Source organism: Streptomyces sp. NPDC024017 (assembly GCF_040638895.1).
Taxonomy (GTDB): Bacteria; Actinomycetota; Actinomycetes; order Streptomycetales; family Streptomycetaceae; genus Streptomyces.
Map to the genome: position 1 here is coordinate 15638 of NZ_JBEZYZ010000002.1, position 21882 is coordinate 37519.

General features: G+C 71.6%; 21 protein-coding genes, 2 tRNA genes and 1 riboswitch. Of the genes, 10 read left to right on the forward strand and 13 right to left on the reverse strand.

The genetic code is table 11. The annotated features are described in order from the left end of the window. The first annotated feature begins 9 nt into the window (after nt 1-9). The 4 genes from AB0G20_RS04775 to AB0G20_RS04790 all read left to right on the forward strand — a co-directional run bounded on the left by AB0G20_RS04775 (nt 10) and on the right by AB0G20_RS04790 (nt 5118). The gene (locus tag AB0G20_RS04775) at nt 10-1434 is read left to right on the forward strand and encodes an MFS transporter (protein WP_266460839.1); all 1425 of its coding nucleotides are present in this window, start codon (nt 10-12) and stop codon (nt 1432-1434) included. Nucleotides 1435-1506: 72 nt separating this feature from the next. After that, the gene (gene lhgO / locus AB0G20_RS04780) at nt 1507-2712 is read left to right on the forward strand and encodes an L-2-hydroxyglutarate oxidase (RefSeq protein WP_361295877.1); all 1206 of its coding nucleotides are present in this window, start codon (nt 1507-1509) and stop codon (nt 2710-2712) included. A gap of 173 nt (nt 2713-2885) precedes the next feature. Next, nucleotides 2886-3719: a tRNA (guanosine(46)-N7)-methyltransferase TrmB gene (trmB, locus tag AB0G20_RS04785; RefSeq protein ID WP_361295880.1), complete on the forward strand. Its 834-nt coding sequence runs from the start codon at nt 2886-2888 to the stop codon at nt 3717-3719. Nucleotides 3720-3777: 58 nt separating this feature from the next. After that, nucleotides 3778-5118 carry a PrsW family intramembrane metalloprotease gene (locus AB0G20_RS04790; RefSeq protein WP_361295883.1) on the forward strand — a complete coding sequence of 447 codons (1341 nt, stop codon included), beginning with the start codon at nt 3778-3780 and terminating at the stop codon, nt 5116-5118. A gap of 18 nt (nt 5119-5136) precedes the next feature. On the opposite strand, the gene AB0G20_RS04795 is transcribed toward AB0G20_RS04790, so the two are convergent. From AB0G20_RS04795 to AB0G20_RS04810, 4 genes are all read right to left on the reverse strand, one after another. Beyond that, the gene (locus AB0G20_RS04795) at nt 5137-6081 is read right to left on the reverse strand and encodes an aldo/keto reductase (RefSeq protein ID WP_361295886.1); all 945 of its coding nucleotides are present in this window, start codon (nt 6079-6081) and stop codon (nt 5137-5139) included. Between the two features lie 149 nt (nt 6082-6230). Next, on the reverse strand, nt 6231-7265 hold the full coding sequence (locus AB0G20_RS04800; protein WP_361295889.1) for a M23 family metallopeptidase: 1035 nt from the start codon (nt 7263-7265) through the stop codon (nt 6231-6233). 11 nt (nt 7266-7276) lie between these two features. Next, nucleotides 7277-7433, reverse strand: a riboswitch (cyclic di-AMP (ydaO/yuaA leader). Between the two features lie 299 nt (nt 7434-7732). Continuing rightward, nucleotides 7733-7806 (reverse strand) — tRNA-Met (locus AB0G20_RS04805). Nucleotides 7807-7859: 53 nt separating this feature from the next. Beyond that, nucleotides 7860-8996: a dihydrofolate reductase family protein gene (locus AB0G20_RS04810; RefSeq protein WP_361295892.1), complete on the reverse strand. Its 1137-nt coding sequence runs from the start codon at nt 8994-8996 to the stop codon at nt 7860-7862. Nucleotides 8997-9085: 89 nt separating this feature from the next. Between AB0G20_RS04810 and AB0G20_RS04815 the strand changes: the two genes are divergently transcribed. The 3 genes from AB0G20_RS04815 to AB0G20_RS04825 all read left to right on the forward strand — a co-directional run bounded on the left by AB0G20_RS04815 (nt 9086) and on the right by AB0G20_RS04825 (nt 11022). After that, nucleotides 9086-9601 carry a MarR family transcriptional regulator gene (locus AB0G20_RS04815; RefSeq protein ID WP_361295895.1) on the forward strand — a complete coding sequence of 172 codons (516 nt, stop codon included), beginning with the start codon at nt 9086-9088 and terminating at the stop codon, nt 9599-9601. Nucleotides 9602-9762: 161 nt separating this feature from the next. Further along, nucleotides 9763-10404 carry a GTP cyclohydrolase II gene (ribA, locus tag AB0G20_RS04820; RefSeq protein WP_361295897.1) on the forward strand — a complete coding sequence of 214 codons (642 nt, stop codon included), beginning with the start codon at nt 9763-9765 and terminating at the stop codon, nt 10402-10404. 117 nt (nt 10405-10521) lie between these two features. Continuing rightward, nucleotides 10522-11022, forward strand: coding sequence for a MarR family winged helix-turn-helix transcriptional regulator (locus AB0G20_RS04825; protein ID WP_361295900.1), 501 nt, complete (start codon nt 10522-10524; stop codon nt 11020-11022). A gap of 46 nt (nt 11023-11068) precedes the next feature. Here the strand turns inward: AB0G20_RS04825 and AB0G20_RS04830 are convergent, their stop codons facing one another. The 5 genes from AB0G20_RS04830 to AB0G20_RS04850 all read right to left on the reverse strand — a co-directional run bounded on the left by AB0G20_RS04830 (nt 11069) and on the right by AB0G20_RS04850 (nt 15227). After that, nucleotides 11069-12139 carry an ATP-binding SpoIIE family protein phosphatase gene (locus AB0G20_RS04830; protein WP_361295903.1) on the reverse strand — a complete coding sequence of 357 codons (1071 nt, stop codon included), beginning with the start codon at nt 12137-12139 and terminating at the stop codon, nt 11069-11071. Further along, a complete protein-coding gene (locus AB0G20_RS04835; protein WP_361295906.1) occupies nt 12139-12582 on the reverse strand; it encodes an ATP-binding protein in 444 nt (147 codons plus the stop codon). Before AB0G20_RS04835 ends, AB0G20_RS04830 begins: the two co-directional genes overlap by 1 nt. Continuing rightward, complete coding sequence (locus AB0G20_RS04840; RefSeq protein WP_361295909.1) at nt 12582-13001, reverse strand: STAS domain-containing protein; 420 nt, start codon at nt 12999-13001, stop codon at nt 12582-12584. Before AB0G20_RS04840 ends, AB0G20_RS04835 begins: the two co-directional genes overlap by 1 nt. Further along, on the reverse strand, nt 12998-13915 hold the full coding sequence (locus AB0G20_RS04845) for an STAS domain-containing protein (RefSeq protein WP_361295912.1): 918 nt from the start codon (nt 13913-13915) through the stop codon (nt 12998-13000). Before AB0G20_RS04845 ends, AB0G20_RS04840 begins: the two co-directional genes overlap by 4 nt. 139 nt (nt 13916-14054) lie before the next feature. Further along, nucleotides 14055-15227 (reverse strand): PP2C family protein-serine/threonine phosphatase, encoded by a 1173-nt coding sequence (locus AB0G20_RS04850; protein WP_361295915.1) that lies wholly within the window; start codon nt 15225-15227, stop codon nt 14055-14057. 137 nt (nt 15228-15364) lie between these two features. Here AB0G20_RS04850 and AB0G20_RS04855 point away from each other — a divergent pair, with 137 nt between their 5' ends. From AB0G20_RS04855 to AB0G20_RS04865, 3 genes are all read left to right on the forward strand, one after another. Continuing rightward, a complete protein-coding gene (locus tag AB0G20_RS04855) occupies nt 15365-15859 on the forward strand; it encodes a MarR family transcriptional regulator (protein WP_361295918.1) in 495 nt (164 codons plus the stop codon). 344 nt (nt 15860-16203) lie between these two features. Further along, nucleotides 16204-17052 carry an RNA polymerase sigma factor SigF gene (locus tag AB0G20_RS04860; RefSeq protein ID WP_361297667.1) on the forward strand — a complete coding sequence of 283 codons (849 nt, stop codon included), beginning with the start codon at nt 16204-16206 and terminating at the stop codon, nt 17050-17052. A gap of 657 nt (nt 17053-17709) precedes the next feature. Next, nucleotides 17710-18069 (forward strand): hypothetical protein, encoded by a 360-nt coding sequence (locus AB0G20_RS04865; RefSeq protein WP_361295921.1) that lies wholly within the window; start codon nt 17710-17712, stop codon nt 18067-18069. A gap of 97 nt (nt 18070-18166) precedes the next feature. Here AB0G20_RS04865 and AB0G20_RS04870 read toward each other — a convergent pair. The 4 genes from AB0G20_RS04870 to AB0G20_RS04885 all read right to left on the reverse strand — a co-directional run bounded on the left by AB0G20_RS04870 (nt 18167) and on the right by AB0G20_RS04885 (nt 21852). Next, nucleotides 18167-18239 (reverse strand) — tRNA-Lys (locus AB0G20_RS04870). 214 nt (nt 18240-18453) lie between these two features. Continuing rightward, a complete protein-coding gene (locus tag AB0G20_RS04875) occupies nt 18454-20550 on the reverse strand; it encodes a DEAD/DEAH box helicase (RefSeq protein WP_361295924.1) in 2097 nt (698 codons plus the stop codon). 330 nt (nt 20551-20880) lie between these two features. Continuing rightward, entirely contained in the window at nt 20881-21414 is a 534-nt protein-coding gene (locus AB0G20_RS04880; protein WP_361295927.1) for a hypothetical protein, read from the reverse strand. 87 nt (nt 21415-21501) lie between these two features. Next, nucleotides 21502-21852, reverse strand: coding sequence for a metallopeptidase family protein (locus AB0G20_RS04885; protein ID WP_361295930.1), 351 nt, complete (start codon nt 21850-21852; stop codon nt 21502-21504). Between the last annotated feature and the right edge of the window lie 30 nt (nt 21853-21882).

Below are 21882 nucleotides of genomic sequence, written 5' to 3' on the forward strand. Positions count from 1 at the left end.
GGGTGGCTCATGTCCAGGGAGCAACGCGGGCCGAACGAAAAACTCGGCGCCGTTCTCGCCCTCGCGGGAATCTCCAACGCAGGCCTCGCGCGGCGCGTCAACGATCTTGGCGCCCAGCGTGGTCTGACGCTTCGCTATGACAAGACGTCGGTGGCGCGCTGGGTGTCGAAGGGCATGGTGCCGCAGGGTGCCGCCCCGCACCTCATCGCCGCCGCCATCGGCCAGAAGCTCGGCCGCCCGGTGCCGCTGCACGAGATCGGCCTGGCGGACGCGGACCCCGCACCCGAAGTCGGCCTCGCCTTCCCGCGGGACGTCGGCCAGGCGGTGAGGTCCGCGACCGAGCTGTACCGCCTCGACCTCGCCGGCCGCCGGGCCGGTTCCGGCGGCATCTGGCAGTCGCTCGCCGGATCGTTCGCGGTGAGCGCATACGCAACGCCCGCCTCACGGTGGCTGATAACCCCGGCCGACAGTTCGGTCGCGCGTGACGTGGGCCCCGGCGAGGGCTCCGGCGCACCGCTCAAAGTCGGCCACAGCGATGTGCAGAAGCTGCGGGAGGCCGCCGAGGACGCGCGGCGCTGGGACTCCAAGTACGGCGGCGGCGACTGGCGTTCCTCCATGGTCCCCGAGTGCTTGAGGGTGGAGGCCGCCCCTCTGCTGCTCGGCTCGTACTCCGACGAGGTCGGCCGGGCCCTCTTCGGCGCCTCCGCCGAACTCACCCGGCTCGCGGGCTGGATGGCCTTCGACACGGGCCAGCAGGAAGCGGCCCAGCGCTACTACATCCAGGCCCTGCGCCTGGCCCGGGCGGCGGCGGACGTCCCCCTCGGGGGCTACGTGCTGGCCTCCATGTCCCTCCAGGCCACCTACCGCGGCTTCGGCGACGAGGGCGTGGACCTCGCCCAGGCCGCCCTGGAACGCAACCGCGGCCTGGCGACGGCCCGCACCATGAGCTTCTTCCGCCTCGTCGAGGCACGCGCCCATGCTCGCGCGAACGACGCCCCGGCGGCCGGGGGCGCCCTGAAGGCGGCCGAGAGCTGGCTGGAGCGCGCCCGCCCCGGCGACAACGACCCGAGCTGGCTCGGCTTCTACTCCTACGACCGTTTCGCCGCCGACGCCGCCGAGTGCTACCGCGACCTCAAGGCGCCCCGCCAGGTCCGCCGCTTCACCGAGCAGGCCCTGTCGAAGCCGACGGAGGAGTTCGTCCGCTCGCACGGCCTGCGCCTGGTCGTCTCGGCCGTCGCCGAACTGGAGTCGGGGAACCTGGACGCGGCCTGCGAGCAGGGGGTGCGGGCGGTGGAGGTCGCCGGGCGGATCTCCTCGGCCCGCACCACCGAGTACGTGAAGGATCTCCTGCACCGGCTGGAGCCGTACGGCGACGAGCCGCGGGTGGTGGAGCTCCGTGAGCGTGCGCGTCCGCTGCTGATGACTCCGGCCTAGCCGGAGCAGGCATGCCGCCCGTCCCGCGTTTGGAGGCATTGTCAGTGGCGCAGTGCACTATCGAAGCGGGAGGTGGTGCGAGTGCGGATCACATATGACTGTGACGTGCTGGTGATCGGCGGCGGCATCGTCGGCCTGTCGACGGCGTACGCGATCACACGCGCCGCACCAGGCACACGTGTCACCGTCCTGGAGAAGGAGCCGGGCCCGGCCCGCCACCAGACCGGCCGCAACAGCGGGGTCATCCACAGCGGCATCTACTACCGCCCCGGCTCCCTCAAAGCGCGCTACGCGGTGCGGGGCGCGGCGGAGATGGTCAAGTTCTGCGCCGAGTACGGCATCCCGCACGCGGTCACCGGCAAGCTGATCGTCGCCACCGACCGCGCGGAGCTGCCCCGCCTGCACGCCCTCGTACAGCGCGGCCGGGAGAACGGGATCCCGGTGCGGGAGCTGGGCGGGCCCCAGATCATGGAGTACGAGCCGGAGGTACGCGGCCTCGCGGCGATACACGTCGGCACGACCGGCATCTGCGACTTCGTCGCGGTCGCCCGCCAGCTGGCCCACGGCTCGGGCGCGGAGATCCGCTACGGCACGAGGGTCGTGCGCGTCGACCGGCGCCCCGAGCGGGGGGTCGCCGTGCTCACGGCCGCGGGGGACGTCGTACGCGGGCGGGTCCTGGTGAACTGCGCGGGTCTGCAGTGCGACGAGATCGCCCGGCTGACCGGGGACGACCCGGACGTCCGGATCGTGCCGTTCCGGGGCGAGTACTACGAGCTGGCCCGGCCGGAGCTGGTGCGGGGCCTGGTCTACCCGGTGCCCGATCCGGCGTTCCCGTTCCTCGGGGTGCACCTCACGCGAGGCATCGACGGGGGTGTCCATGTCGGTCCCAACGCGGTGCCGGCCCTGGCCCGCGAGGGATACGGGTGGGGCACGGTCCGCCTGCGCGAGCTGGGCTCGACCCTGGCCTGGCCCGGCTCCTGGCAGATCGCCCGCCGGCACTGGCGCTACGGGGCGGGTGAGCTGCGGCGGTCCCTGTCCAAGGCGGCGTTCACGGATGCGGTGGGCAGGCTGCTGCCCGGGGTGTCCGAGGACGACCTGGTGCCGACGGCCTCGGGGGTGCGGGCGCAGGCGGTGCTGCGCGACGGAACCCTGGTCGACGACTTCCTGATCCGCGAGGGCCCTCGCACGGTGCACGTGTTGAACGCACCGTCTCCCGCGGCCACGGCGTCCCTGCCGATCGGCCGGGAGGTGGCACGGAGGGCGTTGAGCGCGCTGTGAGGCCTGCCGCTGATGCCGGGCGGGCCCCCAAGCCGACGGAGGGGATGCCGCTGCGGGCGCGACCACGACGCACCGGCCACCCGCCGGACGACGCAAGGGGCCGCGTCGGGTAAAGCACGCACACGCACGCACCCCCTCCCACCCACACCCCACCCCGTAAAATCGACCCCACTGTGTCTGACTCCGTAAACACCCCCGAAACCCCGCACCCGAACACCCCCGGTGTCTCCGTCCGGCGTACCCGGGCCAAGGGGGAGCCGCGCTTCCCCGACGGGCCGAAGGCCGACCCCGCCGGGTCGCACTTCGAGCGGCGGATCCGGAGTTTCCAGCCGCGGCGCAGCCGTGTCACCGCCGGTCAGGCGGACGCGCTGCAGCGCCTGTGGCCCAAGTGGGGCCTCGACATCGACGGCAGCCGGACCCTCGACCTGCCCGAGCTGTTCGGCAACGACAACCCCGTCGTCCTGGAGATCGGCTTCGGCATGGGCGAGGCCACCGCCCAGATGGCGGCGGCCGACCCCGCCACGAACGTCCTCGCCGTCGACGTCCACACCCCCGGCCAGGGCAACCTGCTCAATCTCGCCGACCGGAACGGCCTGTCCAACATCCGGGTCGGCAACGGCGACGCGATCATCCTCCTGCGGGAGATGCTCACCCCGGACTCCCTCGGCGGCCTCCGCGTCTACTTCCCCGACCCGTGGCCCAAGAAGCGGCACCACAAGCGCAGGCTCATCCAGCCCGACTTCCTCAGCCTCGCCGCCACCCGTCTCGCTCCCAGCGCGATCGTCCACTGCGCCACCGACTGGGAGCCGTACGCCGAACAGATGCTCGACGTCCTCACGGCGCACCCCGACTTCGAGAACACGCAGGCGGACGGTGGTTTCGCGCCGCGTCCCGACTTCCGTCCGCTGACCCGTTTCGAGGGCCAGGGACTGGACAAGGGACATGTCGTGAACGACCTCCTCTTCCGCCGCGTACAGCACGTGGACCAGCCCCCCGCCGGCGCCTGACCACCCCTGGCACCTCTCCGCCTGCGGACAGCGCCCATCCGTCGTTAGGGTCAATGCCGTGGCCACCAGCCCCCCACATCCGTCGTACCCGAGCGGTCCCACCGACGGCGCACCCCTCGTCGGCTCAGCCGGCTCCTTGCGGCACGCCCACTGGTGGCAGCGCGCGTGGGTGCGCTACGGCGCGCTGAGCACGCTCCTCGCGATATCCGGTCTGGTCATCCTCGCCCTGGTCCGCGAGGAGACCGGCACGGAGGGGTTCCTGGTCGGGCTGGGCCTGGCCGTCCTCCCGGTACCCCTGCTGATAGCCGCGTTCCGCTGGCTGGACCGGGTCGAACCCGGCCCCTGGCGGAACCTGCTGTTCTGCTTCGCCTGGGGCGCCTGCGCGGCGGCGCTGATAGCGATCGTCGCCAACAGCTTCGCGACGAGATGGATAGCGACGGCGACGGCGGACCCGTCCAGCGCGGACACCCTCGGCGCGACCGTGATAGCGCCGGTGGTCGAGGAGTCGGCCAAGGCGGCGGCCGTCCTCCTGGTCTTCCTCTTCCGGCGCCGGGACTTCACCGGCATCGTCGACGGCGTGGTCATCGCCGGCGTGACGGCCACCGGCTTCGCGTTCACGGAGAACATCCTCTACCTGGGCACCGCGTTCGGCACCGACCAGCTCACCGGCGGCTCCGGCATCGCCTCCGTCACGGCGGCGACCTTCTTCGTGCGCATCATCATGTCGCCGTTCGCGCACCCGCTGTTCACGGTCCTCACCGGCATCGGCTTCGGCATCGCCGCGCTCTCGGCGGACGGCCGGCACCTGCGCCGGGTCGCCTTCCCGCTCTCCGGGCTGCTGCTCGCGATGGGCATGCACGCGATGTGGAACGGCTCGTCGGCGTTCGGCGAGTACGGGTTCTTCGCCGTGTACGCGGCGTTCATGGTGCCCATCTTCGGGCTGCTGACGTGGCTGGTGATCTGGACGCGGCAGCGGGAGCTGAAGACCATACGGGCGGAGCTGCCCGCCTACGCGGCGGCCGGCTGGCTGACCCCGGCCGAGCCGTTCGCGCTGGGTTCGATGCGGGCCCGGCGGATCGCCCGCCAGTACGCCCGCCGTCACGCGGGCAAGGCGGCGGCCCGGGAGGTGGCGCGGTACGAGGCGTACGCGACGTCCCTGGCGTTCCTGCGGCACCGGGCCCGGCGGGGCCGAGCCGGGGCGGACTTCGCCGTCCGGGAGGGGGAGCTGCTGGGCGAGCTGTGGCGGCGCCGGGAGGCGGCCCGCCCCGCGCTGGACCACGCGGCGCGGATCACCGCCCCTCCGGTCCCGGTGGTGGCCCCGCCCTGGCCGGTGTACGGGGTGTACGGCTACGGCCACCAGCCGGCGCCCTACCCCGCGTACAACCCGTACCGCTCCTAGGCCAGCCCCTGGCCGGGCTCAGGCCGAGGCCTGCGTGAGCCGCCCGATCTCGGCCTCCGAGAGCGTCAGCTGCCCGACGCCCACCAGCGCGGGCAGCTGCTCCACCGTCCGCGCGGAGGCGATCGGCGCCGCCACAGTCGGCTGGGCGGCGAGCCAGGCCAGGGCCACCGTGGCCACGGGCACGTCATGCGCCCCGGCGATCTCGTCGAGGGCGGCGAGCACCCGCTGCCCCCGCTCGGTCTCCAGGTGCTTGGCCGCGCTCCTGGCCCGCGCGCTCTCGACCGTCGTGCCGGGCCGGTACTTGCCGGTGAGGAAGCCGGACGCGAGCGCGAAGTACGGCACGGCGGCCAGGCCGGTCCGCTCGGCGAGGTCCCGGAGCTCACCCTCGTAGGTGTCACGGGAGACCAGGTTGTAGTGCGGCTGGAGGGCCACGTAGCGCGCGAGTCCCTCGCGGTCGGAGAACTCCAGGGACGCCCGCAGCCGCTCGGCGGAGATGTTGGAGGCGGCGATGTGCCGCACCTTCCCGGCCTTCACGAGGGAGTCGAGCGCGCCGATGATCTCCTCGACGGGCACGTCCGGCTGGTCGAAGTGCGTGTAGTACAGGTCGATGTAGTCGGTGCCCAGGCGCCGCAGGGAGGCGTCGGCGGCGGCCTTGATGGTGCCGGCGGACAGGCCGCGGAACTCGGGATGCTGGCTGACCTTCGTGGCGACGACGACGTCCGCGCGGTTGCCGCGGGACTTCAGCCACTTGCCGAGCACGGTTTCGGACTCACCGCCCCGGTTTCCCTCGACCCAGGCCGAGTAGGAGTCGGCGGTGTCGACGAAGTTGCCGCCGGCGGCGGTGTAGGCGTCGAGGACGGCGAACGACTGGTCCTCGTCGGCGGTCCAGCCGAAGACGTTGCCGCCGAGGGCGAGCGGGAAGACCTCGAGGTCGGAGGTGCCGAGCTTGCGCAGAGAAGTCATGTTCTGCGTCAACGTCCGTACGGAGTGGCTCATTCCGCTACGGGCGCAAAGGCCCTGTGAACGCTGCCGCCCACCGGCCGGGCATCCGGAAGCCCTGACGTCGGGGGGTCGTCGTCAGGGCCGCCGGCGCTTCTACGGGCGTTTTCCGCTTACGGGTTCAGTCCCTTGCCGCGCAGCCAGGCCATCGGGTCGATGCCGTCGGCGGATCCACCGGAGTGGACCTCGAGGTGCAGGTGCGCCCCGGTGACGTTGCCGGTGGCGCCCACGCGGCCGATGACGTCGCCCGTGCTGACCTTCTGGCCGACGCTGACGCCGATGGAGGACTGGTGCGCGTACCAGATCTCGGTGCCGTCATCGAGGGTGAGGACGGTCTTGTAGCCGTAGGAGCCGTTCCAGCCCGCCTCGGTGATGGTGCCGCTGTGCACGGCCTTGATCGGCGTGCCCGTGGGGGCGGCGAAGTCCAGGCCCGTGTGGTAGCCGGAGGACCAGTAGGCGCCGGCCTGGCCGAAGCTGGAGGTGATGGTGTACGAGGAGGTCGGCAGTGTGAACTGCTTGGCGAGGGCGGCGAGCCGCTCGGCCTCGGCCTTCTTCCTGGCCTCCTCCTCGGCCTTCTTCTTGGCCTCGGCGGCCTTGGCCTTGGCTTCCTCCTCCGCCTTGGCGACGGCTTCCGCCGCGGCCTTCTCGGCGGCGGCCGCGGCGTCCTGGGCGGCCTTGGTCTCGATCTGGTCCTGCTGGTGCTCGACCTGGGCCATGATCCGGGCGCGCAGGGCCTCACCGGCGCCGGCGCCGGAGCTGCTCTGCTTGGTTTCCGCGGTGGCGGTGCCGAGGCTGCTGAGCGGAGTGGCGGAACCTTCGGGGGTGTCGTCGTCCGAGATGAGGGAACCCACCGAGGGCAGGTCCGGGACGGAGATGGACACCGGGGGCTTGCCGGTCTGGGCGCTGGCCATGCCGCCGGCACCCACGGCGGCTATGACGCCGACGCCGAGGACGGTGGAGCTGCGGGCGAGACCTCCGCCGCGCTGCTTGGTGACGCGATGCCGGCCGCGGACGGGACGGATGGACTCCTCGGTGGGGTTCCACTCCTGGAACGGCCCCTCGTCGGTGCGCTGAGCGCCGTAGCCGAAGGTGTCGCTGTCGCGCTTCGGCGCGTACGGGGCCGCGGGGGCAGGCCGGTTGGACGCCACGTGGGCGTACTCCTTTCCTTCCTTCTCGCCTACCGGGTTAGCTGACGGGTTCGGAGCAGGAAGGTCTCCTACGCGCGTATACCTACCGTGCTTTCACGGTGGTATCCGCCCGATTCACCCCAAGTGGTGGTTCCCCGGTTCCCTTTCGGGATTCGGCGCGTGCGCACGGAGCCGCCTTCTGTGACGGCTGGGACGACCGCGCTGCGTTATCGAACGTTAATGGACGCGCGGGGGGTATTCCAGCGATTCCACTTGATCATTAACCTGTTTCGCGCGGACTTACCTGCCATGACTGGCTCAAATCGGGCGAGTTGGCCGCTTCACAAGTGACTGACGGGTTTTGACGGTGCGTCAGTTGTTATGCGGAACGGGATGGTTCGCTCACCGACCGTAATGGGACGCGCGAGAGGTATCGGGAAATGCACCGAGGGCCGGAATCCTTTCGGATTCCGGCCCTCGGCCTTCAGTAGCGGGGACAGGATTTGAACCTGCGACCTCTGGGTTATGAGCCCAGCGAGCTACCGAGCTGCTCCACCCCGCGCCGTTGTGACTCCAGTGTACGCCATCCGCGGGACCACTCTGCACACCCGCTGCTCACACCCGGCGCAGCAGGTGTCGGTTCGGGGCCTTGGCCCGTTCCTCGTGCTCCGGGAGGACGAGGACCTGCACTCCCGCGGCCGCCAGGAGACCGCTGCCGTCGGCGTCCGTCACGAAGGTGTCCGGCTCGCGCCAGGCCGTGACGACCCGTCGTACGCCCGCGTCGAGGATCAGCCGGGCGCAGGGGGCGGGGCGTGAGGCGCGGCGGGCGCACGGCTCCAGGCTGCTGTACACCGTCGCGCCGGGCAGGCGCGGGTCGGCCGGGTCGAGCTTCGCGAGGGCCGCCTCCTCGGCGTGCACGACCGGGTCGCCGGCCTCGCGGGAGTGGCCGCGGGCCAGTTCCGTGCCGTCGGCGGCGACCACGACCGCGCCCACGCTGAACGCCGTGTCCGACGGCGGGCAGCGGTCGGCCAGTTCGCAGGCGAGGGCCAGCCAGTGGTGGTCGGCGGCGGCGGGCAGGGGGCCGGTGCCCGGGGCGGTCGGTTCGTAGCGCATCAGGACCACGTCCTCGATCTGCCGCGACTCCAGCAGCCGGAGCCGGCCGCCCTGGTAGCCGCCGGGGCCGAAGAGGCGGGGTGCCCGGGCGTCGCCCACGAAGAGCGGGGCGAGGACCAGCTGGAGTTCGTCGGCGAGGCCCTGGGTGAGGAGCTGGGTGTGGATCAGGCCGCCGCCCTCGACCATGAGCCGTCGTACGCCGCGGACGTCGTGCAGGTGCGTGAGCAGCCGCCGCCAGTCGAGGTCGGCGCCGAGCGGGACGACGTCGGTGGCGAGGCCTAGGGCACGGGCGCGTGCGGCGCCCCGGTCGGTCGTGTAGAGGACCTTCTCGCCGCCGGTGTGCCAGAAGCGGGCGTCCGGGTCGAGGTCTCCGGAGCCGCTGACGGTGACCTTGAGGGGGTACTCGGGCCGGCCCGCGGCCGTGCGGGCGGCCCGGCGCTGCTCCGAGTTCACCAGCAGCCGCGGGTTGTCGGCGCGGATGGTGCCGGCGCCGATCAGGATCGCGTCGACGGAGGCCCGGACCTCGTCGACCCGGTCGAAGTCGGCCGGGCTCGACAGGAGCAGGCGGTCGGGTCCGGTGTCGTCCAGGTAGCCGTCGAGGGAGACGGCGGCGGACAGCAGGACGTACGGGTGAGGCATCGACGCTCCGCGGCTGGTCGGGACGGCGGGACTGGACGGGTCACCAAGGCGGGCTTGGTTCAAGTTTGAAACAAACCTACACTGGCGGCATGACGACTCGCTGGCTCACCCCCGATGAGCAGCGCGCCTGGCGCGCCTACATCGCCGCCTCGCTGCTCCTGGAGGACGCGATCGACCGGCAGCTCCAGCAGGACGCCGGCATGCCGCACCTGTACTACTCCATCCTCTCCGTCCTGTCGGAGTCCCCGGAACGGCGGCTGCGCATGACCGATCTCGCCGAACGGCTGAAGATCACGCGCAGCCGGCTGACGTACGCGGTCACGCGGCTGGAGAAGGACGGCATGCTGCGGCGCGAGGCCTGCCGGTACGACAAGCGGGGCAGCATCGCCGCGCTGACCGACGAGGGGTTCGCCGTGCTGGAGCACGCGGCGCCCGGGCATGTCGAGACCGTGCGGAGCTTCCTGTTCGACCGGCTCAGCGAGGAGCAGGTGGGGCAGCTGGAGGAGATCTCCGCGGCGATCGCGCAGGGACTCCAGGAGGACGGGGCGCGACCGGCGGCGGACGACGTGCCGTGGCGGCGGAGGTCCTCACCGGCCTGTTCGTGACGCGACGCGTACGCCCGAGGTGCACGTGACGCGCATCACAAGACACCGACACTCGTTGCTTCAAATTTAAAGCACGACTAGGGTTCCGGACGTGGATCTGCTTCAAATCTGAAGCACTACGGCTGTGCAGCCGAACAGGAAACGGAACCCGGAGGCCCCGCATGCCCGACACCCCCGCCGTCATCGCCACCCCGCGCTCCCGCGTCCGGGTCCCGCTGCGCTTCCACGACGGCTACGAGGCCGACGCCGAGCTCGTCACCTTCCACGGGCTGGCCGACGGCCGGGAGCACGTGGCCGTGGTCCTCGGCGAGCCCGGCCCGGTCCCGCTGGTGCGGCTGCACTCCGAGTGCCTGACCGGGGACGTGTTCGGCTCGGCCCGCTGCGACTGCGGCCCGCAGCTGCGCGAGGCCGTCGAGCGCATCGCCGAGCGCGGCGGCGTGCTCCTGTACCTCCGCCAGGAGGGCCGCGGGATCGGCCTCTACAACAAGCTCGACGCGTACGCCCTCCAGGACGAGGGGCTCGACACGTACGAGGCGAACGCGGCGCTGGGGCTGCCGGAGGACGCCCGCGACTACACGGCGGCGGCCCAGATGCTCAGGGCCCTGGGCATCGGCGAACTGGACCTGCTCTCCAACAACCCCGACAAGGCGGACCAGTTGCGGTCCCTGGGCGTCGACGTCCGCGACCGGATTCCCACGGGCGTCTTCACCACCGCCCACAACGTCCGCTATCTGCGCGCGAAAGTCCTCCAGACGCAGCACACGCTGCCGCTCGCCGCGCTGACGGAGCTCAGCGCGGGCTGAACCGCCCCGGTCCGGCCGGGCACTGAACCGGACTGCTTGCCCCTCGGTTCATCGGGTACAGCCTTTGAAAGAGGGCGACCTCATCAGTACCCGGAGCCTTATGGAAGTGACCGTTTCGTGACCGATCTCGGCGGCCCCGGCAACCACCGGGCGAGGGGACCGGGCGATGACCCGGAGGCCGTCGCATCGCAGATCGCCGATGCCGTGGAGAGTCTGACGGCGCTGTGGTCGGTCGCCGCCCAGGAGGCGTCCCTGCGCCTGTCCCTGCACCAGTTGCGGGCGCTGCGCACCGTGCAGGCGGCGCCCGGCCTGAACCTGACGGCTCTGGCGGACGGCCTGGACATCGGTCTCCCCACGGCCAGCCGCCTCTGCGACCGCCTGGCGGCGGCCGGCCTGCTGGAACGGGCCCCGCATCCCGGCACCCGCCGCGAGGTGCAACTGTGGCTCACGACACACGGACAGCACGTCCTGGCCGACGTCGCCGCCCGCCGCGCCCAGGCCTTGGCCACGGCCCTGGCGGCCATGCAACCGGCCGAACGGGCGGCACTGAGCAGGGGGTTGAGGGGGTTCCTGGCAGCCCAGGACACGACGCCCGGCCCCGGTGAGCCCGGGCCGTGATTCCCTACGGTTGATCGGCCGCACGCACGGGGCGACCAGCCGACCGTCAGGCCCCCGAGCCGTGGCGGCTCACGCCGCCGGCGGTCAGGACTGCCACGCACGTGTCGTCCCTCGCCGGCCGGGCCGCGCTGCCCGCGTCCCGGAGCACCACGGCGGCCGCCACCGCCGGATCGCAGCCGGGCAGTACGCCGTCGTCGGGCGGCGTCCAGCGGCTGGGCAGGCCGTCGCTGTGCAGCACCAGCAGGCTGTCCGCGTGCCAGGCGACCCGCTGCACGGGCACGGAAGCCGGGGCCTGCGCGCCCACGATGCCGGGCTGGGACAGCAGCGGCTTCCACGCGCCGTCGGTCCGCAGCCGGGCGCCCACGTTGCCGATCCCGGCGAAGCTCAACTGCCCGGCTTCGAGATCGAGTTGGGCCACGGAGACGGCCGCGCCCCGGGTGGGGCGCAGGGCCCGGCCCAGACGCCGCAGGATCTCGGCGGGCGGCAGCTTCGCCAGGCCGCGCAGCTCATTCACCGCCGCGGTGGAGGCCTCGGCGGCCTTCGCTCCGTGACCGAGCCCGTCGGCGAGCAGCAGGGTCAGACGGTCGCCGTCGCGCACCCGGCCCCAGGCGTCCCCGGAGTACTCGGCCCGGCCGAGGGGGACATTGACACCCCCGGCGCGCGGACCCGGTGCGGGCGGCCCCTGGTTCCGGACTGCGGGCTCGTGGCCGATCCGGGCCATCACGACGGTGCCCCGGCCGGGGGCGCTGTGCAGATCGAAGTCGTTCGCTATGCGCCGGCACGTGCCGAGCCCGGCACCGAGCGAGGCGGCGACGGTCGTGGTGTAGCCGTCGCGCATCGCCGCCGCGACGTCCGGGATGCCGGGGCCGTGGTCGAGCGAGACCAGCTGCACGGCCGCCCGACGGCCGTCGTCGTGCGCACGCTCGACGAGATTGATCAGCACGCGCCCGCCCTCCGCGTGCCGCAGCAGATTGGTCGCCAGCTCCGTCGCCACCAGCGCGGCGGTCGCGGTGCGGTTGGAGGGCAGGCCGGCGCAGGCGCTGGCCTGCTCGGCCGCCACCCGCACGTCCCGCACCCGGGTCGAGTCGTCCACCGGCACGTCCCAGACCCTGCTCATCACGGCACCGTCCGGGAGGGCGGCACGACGGTGGCCCAGGCGGTGACGGTGACGGTGGTCCCCTCACCGGGCCGGCTGTCCACCTCGAACCCCTGCACCAGCCGCTTGGCCCCGCTCAGCCCGAGCCCGAGCCCGCCGCCGCTGGTGTAGCCGTCGGTCAGCGCCTGGTCCAGGTCGCGGATGCCGGGCCCGGTGTCGACGAAGGCCAGCCGCAGCCCGTGCGACTGCCCGGCGGCCAGCGGGGTGATCTGCACATGACCGCCCCCGCCGTGGACGAGGGTGTTGCGGGCCAGCTCGCTCGCCGCGGTGACGAGCTTGGTCTGCTGCACGAGCCCGAAGCCGAGCTCGGCGGCGGCCTGCCGGACCTGCTGCCGTACCCAGGCCAGGTCGGCGTCCGAGCCGATCGGCAGGGTGGCCGGACCGGCATGGCGGGAAGTCTGCATCAAGGACTCCCCTCGCCCCGGCGCGTGGTCACGCCGAGCATCTCCATCGCGCGTTCGACATCCAGGGCCGTCCGCATGCCGGGCAGGGTGAGTCCGAGCTCGACCAGGGTGATCGCCACCGCCGGGCGCATCCCGGCCAGCACCGTACGGGCCGCCAGCAGCTTGGCTCCGGCGGCGATCTCGGCGAGGACCCGGCCCAGGAAGGAGTCGACGATCTCCACACCGGAGATGTCGATCACGACCCCGGTCACCCGGCTGTGCGAGATCCGGGCCGTGATGTCCTGCTGGAGCTGCTCGGCCATCCCGTCGTGCAACTCCCCCTGCAGGGTGACGAGCAGGACGTCGCCCAGCTGGAGCACCGGCACGGTGAAGCCGAAGCCGTGCCCGCCCACCGGGCCGTGTCCCGCCGACCTGGTCATCGCGTGCCCGCGTCCGCCGCCGCGCCGACCGCCCGCAGCGGCGCGATCTCGACGCCCTGCCGGCTCAGCGCGTAGGCGAGCGCGTCCTCCAGGCTGGAGCGGGTGAGCACCGTGCCGAGGTCGATGCCCAGATGGACGATGGTCTGCGCGATCGCGGGCCGGATGCCGGAGACGATGCACTCGGCGCCCATCAGCCGGGCCGCCGCCACGGTCTTCATCAGGTGCTGGGCGACCAGCGAGTCGACCGTGGGCACGCCGGTGATGTCGAGGATGGCGTACCGGGCGCGCTCGGCGACGATCGCGTCCAGCAGGCTCTCCATGACCACCTGGCTGCGCGCACTGTCCAGGGTGCCGATCAGCGGTACGGCGACCGTGCTCTCCCAGAGCTTGATCACGGGGGTGGCCACCTCGTGCAGCTGCTCACGCTGCCGGGCGATCAGCTCCTCGCCCGCGCTGACCGTCGTCTCCATCACGACCAGGCGCAGCGTGCCCATGAGCACGGTCAGCGCCACCACGGACTCCTGGGCCTCGGCGGCGTACGGGTCCGGGAACTCGGCGCGCAGCAGCTCGGTCACCGGCTCGCGCAGCGCGGCCACCTCGTCGGCGACCCCGTCCGGGTCGATGCCCGTACGGGCGCGGGAGGCGGCCATCCGCCCCAGCTGGTCGCGCACGGACTCGAACCCGGACGCCCGGATGTCGTCCACCCTCCCGGAGGCGGCCACAGCCGCCAGGGCCGCGGTCACGGCCCTGCCCGCCTCCACCGCCTCGTCGCGTGACACGGTGAAGACCGTGCGGAACAGCGCGGCGTCCGCCCACCGTTGGGCGATCTGCTCCCGGCGCCGTTCCAGAAAGGCGCTCACCTGGTATGCGGCCGGCTCCTGTTCCGCGTTCTCTTCCGACACCGACACTTGCATCGCTCCCTTGCACGGGCCGAACCGAGGTCACGCGACGGCGCCTCAGCCGTTAGTTGCCGTATGACAAACATTAGTGCCGACGTACGGCACCACCAAACAACTGCCTACCTACGCCCCCGACCTGCACCTTCCCCGTCCCTTACCGGCCACGCCAGTCCAGACACACCACGAGGGCGTCGTCGTCCGGGGTGGACCTGCCGCGGTGGCCCGTCAGTTCGCGCAGGACGGCCCGGGGCACCTCGGCGGCCGGCAGCAGCCGGGTCGACTGGATCGCCCGGGCCAGGGCGGCGTCCCCGTAGGCCTCGCCACCCGGGGAGGCGACGCCGTAGACCCCGTCGCTGACGAAGACCAGCCGGTCGCCCGGCTCGACACGTACCTCCTGGATCACGTAGTCGGTCTCCTCGAACATGCCGAGCGGCAACTGCGCGTCGAAGGGCACCCGCTCCACCGCGCCCCGGCGCAGCCGCAGCATCTGCGGCGACCCGGCGTCCACCGCGCGGACCCGCCCGGTGGCCAGGTCGAAGTCGAGCATGAGCACGGACAGGTAGCAGCGGCCCCGGTAATGGGCGTACACCGCCTGGTCGGCCAGAGCCGCCTGGTCGTCGAGGGGCAACCCGGCCCGGCGCGCGTTGCGCAGGGCGTTGATCGCCAGGTTCGTCAGCAGGGAGGCCTCTATGCCCTCGCCCATGCCGTTGGTGACGTAGAGACTGAGCCGGTCGGCCGTGGCGGACCAGTCGAAGTTGTCGCCGAAGATCGCGTACGCCGGTTCCAGCTGCGCGCCCAGCTCGTACTCGGGGCGGCTGCAGGAGCGGCCCGGCAGCAGCTGCCACTGCATCTCGGCGGCCAGCGTGAGCCGGTCCCGGCGGCGCGCCTGGAGATACAGGTCGGTGTCGCGCTCGGCCACGAAGACCTCGTGCCCGAGCACCTCGGCGATCTCCGCCAGCTCGCCCAGACAGCCGTCGGCGTGCCCGTCGCCCGGCAGCGTCACGGTCAGCACGCCGAGGCGGTCACCGCGCACGGTGACGGGCAGATGCGCCCGTACCAGGCCGTCCGAGAGGGATTCCACGTACGGCTGCTGCGCACCGAAGGCCCGGCCCGCCGGGCTGTTGTGCACGGACACCGGCTGGAGGGTGTGCGGCAGCACGGACACCGGCTGAAGCACCGTCAGTCCGTAGTCGGCCAGGAAAAGCTCGACGGAGTCCGCCGCGTACTGATCGGTCAGTACACGACGGACCGCGTCCAGCAGTTGATGGGGCGCCGCCGTGCGCAGAGCGCGCTCGGCGGCCACGAATCTGTTCGTGATCGTGGTCACGGTGGTCTGTTCACCATCCTCGACGGGACGCCGACGCGTCCTCGGAAACTGGTTCTTGTCCACGGGCCGGCAGAGCGGTCCCGGGCGGTTCACATCACGCCTAGTACGCTGACGGCCATCCCGGTGCCTGCGAGAGTGTGACTGTGACTTCCCTCCGACCCCGCCCTGAGCCAGCAGAGGTCGCCCGTGTGACCTCCACGGCCGCGGAGTTGCTGGAAGTCCTCTGGGGCCGGGCCTCGACCGCGCCGGCCTCCGCGTCCCAGCTGCGGGTGCTGCTCATCCTCGAACACCACGAGGACATCAACCTGCGCACGCTCGCCGACTCCCTCGCCTCCACACCGCCCTCGACCAGCCGGCTGTGCGACCGGCTGCAGGCGGCCGGGTTCGTCGAACGCGCGGCGAGTCCGGCCGACCGGCGCGAGGTCCGCCTGCGCCTCAGCGGCCGGGGCCGCGCCTTCCTCGCCGACCTGCGCATGCGCCGGGAGCAGGCGCTGCGCGCCGTGCTCGACCAGATGCCCGCGGCGAAGCGGGTCGCGCTGCTGCAGGGGCTGGAGGCGTTCTGCGACGCGGCGGCGGCCCAGATACACGACGACTCCGACGACTCCCGCTCGTCCGGTACCCGGACTGCCTGAACTGCCCGCCGCGGCACGGAGTCGATTCCTGCTGCCCCTTCCCCGAACACGTGCGGCACGCCTAGGTTGTTGCCCTCCACCTATAGTTGTCAAACGACAACTGTCCGCTCCGCGAGCTCCTCGGTCTTCTCCCGCGCACCCCACCGCCCCGCCCTCCCTGCCCGTACCGTCGCAGTACCGGTTCGGGTACCCCGCCACCGCCTCGACCTGCACCGTCTGTGGTCAACGTCTCGCCGGGGCATATGCAGGGCATGACCAGGGCGAGGGCGGGTAGCGGCGCTGGAGGTGGCCTGTCGGGGGATCGGAGCGGGCCGGACTGAGAGGGAGGGCCCGTGACGGCGACCATGCGCATCGGCACGACGACGGATTCCGCCACCTACACCGGTGAGGAGCTGCCGCAGATCGCCGAGCCCCAGAAGCTCGCCCCGCAGGACGCGCGCGAGCTGACCGGACAGTTCCTCGACCGGCTCGCCGTGCTCGAGGAGGGCACGCCCGAATACCAGTACGCCCGCAACACGCTCATCGAGATGAACACGTCGCTGGTGCGCTTCGCGGCCCGCCGCTTCCGCACCAGCGGCCAGTCGATGGAGGACATCGTCCAGGTCGGCATCATCGGGCTGATCAAGGCCATCGACCGGTTCGAGGTCTCCCGCGAGGTGCAGTTCACCAGCTTCGCGGTGCCGTACATCATCGGCGAGATCAAGCGGTTCTTCCGCGACACGTCCTGGGCCGTGCACGTGCCGCGCCGCCTCCAGGAGGCCCGTACGGAACTCGCCAAGGCCACCGAGGAACTGGCCTCCCGCCTCGGCCGCGCGCCGAGAGTGTCCGAACTGGCGGCCCTGATGAACCTGTCGGAGGAGGAGGTCGTCGAGGCCCAGATCGCGGCCAACGGCTACGTGTCGTCCTCCCTCGACGCGACGGTCAGCGGCGACCCGGACGAGAGCGACACGACGCTGTCGGAGTTCATCGGCGAGGAGGACCCGGCCCTCGAACTCGTCGAGGACTTCCACGCCCTGGCCCCCCTGGTCGCCGAACTCGACGAGCGCCAGCGCCTCATCCTCCACCTGCGCTTCGTCGAGGAGCTGACCCAGGCGGAGATCGGCGCCCGGCTCGGGATCTCGCAGATGCACGTCTCCCGGCTGATCTCGCGCACGGTGGCACGCCTGCGGTCGGGGATGCTGACCACCGGCTGACACGCCCTCACACCACGGCAGGAGCCCCGGCCCGGAGACCATCCGGACCGGGGCTTTCTTCGAGCCGGTCCTCGGAACAGAGCCGGTCTTCGGAACACGTCGAGGGGCCTTGGTGCCGTACGGCACCAAGGCCCCGAAGGAACTGCAACACCATCTGCCGGCCCTAGTGCTGCGCCGGCCTTCTGTTTCCGCACGACCGCCCGATACTCCGACGGGGGTGCGGGGATCGCTGATGCGTGACCGGAGACCACCTGCCTATCGATGTCCTGCGGCACCCGGGCTTCGCGTCTTTCACCCGGGCGATCCTGATGGCGCTCGACTCCTCCGTTCTTCCCTCGGAACGGCGGCCCCTCATCACCGCGGGCCACCCGGTCCGGTCGTCAGTCCCGTCGCCGTCCTGCAACAACCTGGCTTCGACACTCCACCACCGGACCGTCATGCGTGTTGTGCTGCACGGCAGTTCGTGTCTGCCGTGCCCTGCTCGATCTCTGCTACGAAAGAAACCATAAACATGCCAGCAGCGAATGTCTACTCTGGCGAGCACAGATTTAGTGCCCTCGACGATGAGGCACAGCCGGTGGGCCAGACGCGAAGGCTTCGGGCCGTCCACAGCCCACCCGGACCACCGGAGCCGACCGGTGCATAGAATCCGTGCTCATGTCGAAGCCTGACGAGCTGATCGTTGACATCGCCGCCCTCGTGGAGTCCGGGCAGAGCAATCAGATGTCCCTGACCGTGGTCACCGGTGGCGCTGTCATCACCGGTCGGCTGGCCCCAGAAGCCCTGTGGAGGCAAAGGGTGTCGGACGTGCTGACGGACTCCGCCGACCTGGGCGAGTTCTCCGCCGTCTTCGACACCCCCACGAAGAAGGACGGCCCACCCACACATCTGCACTTCCACGTCGCCCGGATCCTGCAGGGCGCGGTGGGGATCCCCGAGACCGGCGGGATGTACCGCGTCGCGATCGAGGACGTCAGCGCCTGGACCGTCGGCGACTTCAGCTACTCCGACCACTGACGCCCCAGCCCCGAAAACAAGTCAGCGCCCGGGCCGGCCGAAGCCGACCCGGGCGCTGCCCAGCAGGTCAGACGGGGTATCCCCGTCAACCGCACGGTAGGCCCTGTGGGACTCGAACCCACAACCAATGGATTAAAAGTCCACTGCTCTGCCAATTGAGCTAAGGGCCCAGGCGATGTTGCCCCCACGAGCATAGCCGGACGACGCCGAGACTCCGATCGGGTATCGGGGTCCCGGCCCCGCCGGACCGACGAACAGGGCCGATGAGGGCCACGATCGACCGGTTCGGGCGTGTCCGCGATGCTCCCCCGGGAGCCCGCCGGAACGACAGAGCGCCGTGACCCGCCCGTTGGGACGGAGCACGGCGCTCCTCATGCGCTGATGTCAGCCGTTGCGCTTCCAGCGCGGCTTGTCCTCGCGGCGCTGGAACGAACCACCGCCGCGGTGGTCGTCACGACGGCCGTTGGGACGGTCGTGCCCGCCGGCGCGGAAGCCCGGACGGTCATCACGGCGGTCCCGGTTGAAGGGACGGTCGCTGCCGCGGTGCCCCGTACGCTCGTCCCGGCGGAAGCCCCCGCGGTCACGGTCGCGGTTGAACCCACCACGGTCGTCACGACGCTCGAACGAACGACCGCCACGGTCGTCACGACGCTCGAAGGAACGGCCACCACGGTCACCACCCCGGTCGCCACGGTCGTCACGGCGGAACCCACCGCGCTCACCGCGGTCGCCACGGTCGGCCCGGTCGTCACGGCGGAAGCCACCGCGGTCACGGTCACGGTCGAAGGAACGGCCACCACGGTCCCGGTCACGGTCGCGGTTGAACCCACCACGGTCGTCACGACGCTCGAACGAACGACCGCCACGGTCGTCACGACGCTCGAAGGAACGGCCACCACGGTCACCGCCCCGGTCACCACGGTCGTCACGGCGGAACCCACCGCGCTCCTCACGCCGCTCCCGGCGCTCGTACGGAGCAGAGGACTCGGGGCGCTCCTCGCGCTCGACGTCCTTCGCGGTCGGCTGCTCGGGCACCGACACCTCCACGGCGGCCGCGACATCCCCGGCCTCCCCGGCCACCACAGCCGCGGGCTCCTCGCCCCGCTCACGCGCGACCCGCGCAAGCAGCCGGTCGGACTCCTCACGCAGCTCGTTCGCACGCCGCTGCGCCCGCTCCAGCTCCCTGGTGAGCTCGGCCACCTCACGCTCGGCCTGCTGCGCCGCGTTACCCACGGACTCGGCCTGGACCTCGGTCATCGACCGGGCACCGGTGATCTCGGCGACCTCCGGGTCGAAGGCACCCGCACTCTGAATGATGTGACGCGAGGCGTCGACGCCCGCGTCCTCCATCAGCCGGAAGATCTGACGCCGCTGATGCGGCAGGGACAGGGACACGACCGTGCCCGTACGGCCGGCACGCGCGGTACGGCCCGCCCGGTGCAGGTAGTCCTTGTGGTCACCCGCCGGGTCCACGTTCAGCACCAGGTCGATGCCGTCGACGTGGATACCGCGGGCGGCGACGTCGGTCGCGACGAGCGCGTTGACGTAACCCTTCTTGAAGTCCTCCAGCACACGCGTACGCGCGCCCTGCGTCATACCGCCGTGCAGCGCGTCGGCCTTCACACCGGAATCGCACAGCTGCTCGGCGATACGGTCGGCGCCCAGCTGGGTACGGACGAAGATGATCGTGCGGCCCTTGCGGGAGGCGATCGCCGCGGTGACCGGCGCCTTGTCCTTGGGCTTCACGATGAGGATGTGGTGCGACATGGTCGTGACGTTGCCCTGAGCACTGTCGACCTCGTGCGTGACCGGGTCGGTCAGGTAACGCTTGACCAGCGTGGAGATCTCGTTCTCCATCGTGGCCGAGAACAGCATGCGCTGACCGCCCGCCGGGACCTGGTCGAGCAGCTCGGTGACCTCGGGCAGGAAGCCCAGGTCGGACATCTGGTCGGCCTCGTCGAGAACGGCGATCTGCACGTTCTCCAGCGAGCAGGCGCCACGGTTGATGATGTCGCGCAGCCGGCCCGGCGTGGCGACGAGGACGTCGACACCGCGCTCCAGGGCGTAGATCTGGTTGCCCATCGACGTACCGCCGCAGACGACCTTCATCTTCAGGCCGAGGACGTCGCCGTAGGGCTGCAGCGCGTCGGCGACCTGCATGGCGAGTTCACGCGTCGGCGTCAGGATGACGGCACGCGGCTTGTGCTTCTCGGTACGGCCGCCGGCCAGCGTGGCCAGAGTCGGCAGACCGAACGACAGGGTCTTGCCGGAGCCGGTGCGGCCACGACCGAGGATGTCCTTGCCGGCCAGGGCGTCCGGGATCGTCGCGGCCTGGATCGGGAAGGGGGTGGTCACGCCGTTCTGCGCAAGCTTGCGCACAACGCCTTCGGGAAGGCCGAGGTCCGCGAAAGTGGCCTCGGGGGCGTCCTCGATTGCCTCGTTCTCGGGCACGACGACGTGATCAGTACTGGCGATGGACATGCGAATGCGAAACCTTCCGGAGTCTCAAGTCGGCACGCGCCCGTCAACTCCGTGATTCGCGATTCGCAATACGACCGCCTCAATGCGGTCCACCACGGCAAGGGAGAGTACGCGCCACACGGCGCGCTCTGCAGTGGCGCCGGGCAAGATGGGATCAAACGATCTGCCACCATACGCACTCCGGGCCCCGCAAGGCAAACCGGACTGTGCAGGCGACAGCGGAACACCGTCCGTCGACCGGACAGCCTTCCGACGACTCCAACCACCCCCCGGACGGAATTGTTCCCGCCCCAGGAGGAAAAGTTCCCGCCCCACCCACGCCCTCGGCCCTCACGCCGGGGCCCCCGCCTCCGGCGCCGGCTCCCGCTGCCCCAGCTGCGGCCCCGGCGGCTCGTGCGCCGACGACGACGGCTCCGGCGTCGGCTCCGGAGACGTGGTCGGCTCCGGCGGCGTCGGCGTCGGCTCCGGCTCGGCCGTCCGAGTGGGCGCCGGCGGAACCGGCGGCTTCGGCGTGGGCCGGGCCGGCCCCCCCGGCTTGTCACGCCCCGGCACGGTCGGACTCGCGTCAGCACTCGGCGAGGCCGCAGGAGACGCCTGCTCCCCCGCCCCGCCACCCTTGCCCTTCTTGCCCTTCTTGCCCTTGCCACGCCCCCGCTCGCCGTCGGCCCCGGCCGCGCCGAACCCCGCTCCGCCGCCCGACACCGCCGGACCGCCATCGGGCGCCTTGCCACCCCGCTGCCCGGCGGTGTGCGACGGCTTGACGCTCCCACCCGCGTCGTCATCGCCGACACTCATGCAGCCGGCGGCAGCGGCCACCGCCACGACCGTGGCGGCCAGTCGGACGGGTACGTACAAGGGGCGCACGGGGCCACCTCCGGAAAGGGTGATGGAGTCAACACCTCCAACTCCCGCCGCCCACAAGAGGACACGCGCCCCGCATTCACAACCGGGTCAGCCGTAACCGAGGGCGTGAAGGCGCGCGTCATCGATACCGAAGTGGTGCGCGATCTCGTGCACGACGGTGATCTCCGTCTCCGCGACGACGTCCTCCCGCGACTCGCACATCCGCAGCGTCGGATTCCGGTAGACCGTGATCCGATCCGGCAGCACACCGGCGTACCACTCACCCCGATCGGTCAGCGGAGTCCCCTCGTACAGCCCGAGCAACTCGGGATCGTCCGCCGGCGGATCGTCCTCGACGAACACCGCGACGTTGTCCATCAGTCGCGTCAACTCCGGCGGGATCCGGTCGAGCGCCTCAGCGACCAGCTCCTCGAACTCCTCGCGCGTCATCTCCAGCACACGCCCATTGTCGGCCACCACCCCGCCGGA

Bases quoted from the DNA above. Each gene is read 5' to 3' on its own strand.
- ribA (WP_361295897.1), top strand. From the start codon at position 9,763: ATGCCCGACACCCCCGCCGTCATCGCCACCCCGCGCTCCCGCGTCCGG.
- AB0G20_RS04795 (WP_361295886.1), bottom strand. From the start codon at position 6,081: ATGACTTCTCTGCGCAAGCTCGGCACCTCCGACCTCGAGGTCTTCCCG.
- AB0G20_RS04865 (WP_361295921.1), top strand. From the start codon at position 17,710: ATGTCGAAGCCTGACGAGCTGATCGTTGACATCGCCGCCCTCGTGGAG.
- AB0G20_RS04860 (WP_361297667.1), top strand. From the start codon at position 16,204: ATGCGCATCGGCACGACGACGGATTCCGCCACCTACACCGGTGAGGAG.
- AB0G20_RS04875 (WP_361295924.1), bottom strand. From the start codon at position 20,550: ATGTCCATCGCCAGTACTGATCACGTCGTCGTGCCCGAGAACGAGGCA.
- AB0G20_RS04775 (WP_266460839.1), top strand. From the start codon at position 10: ATGTCCAGGGAGCAACGCGGGCCGAACGAAAAACTCGGCGCCGTTCTC.
- AB0G20_RS04835 (WP_361295906.1), bottom strand. From the start codon at position 12,582: ATGCAGACTTCCCGCCATGCCGGTCCGGCCACCCTGCCGATCGGCTCG.
- AB0G20_RS04830 (WP_361295903.1), bottom strand. From the start codon at position 12,139: ATGAGCAGGGTCTGGGACGTGCCGGTGGACGACTCGACCCGGGTGCGG.
- AB0G20_RS04845 (WP_361295912.1), bottom strand. From the start codon at position 13,915: ATGCAAGTGTCGGTGTCGGAAGAGAACGCGGAACAGGAGCCGGCCGCA.
- AB0G20_RS04810 (WP_361295892.1), bottom strand. From the start codon at position 8,996: ATGCCTCACCCGTACGTCCTGCTGTCCGCCGCCGTCTCCCTCGACGGC.
- AB0G20_RS04840 (WP_361295909.1), bottom strand. From the start codon at position 13,001: ATGACCAGGTCGGCGGGACACGGCCCGGTGGGCGGGCACGGCTTCGGC.
- AB0G20_RS04815 (WP_361295895.1), top strand. From the start codon at position 9,086: ATGACGACTCGCTGGCTCACCCCCGATGAGCAGCGCGCCTGGCGCGCC.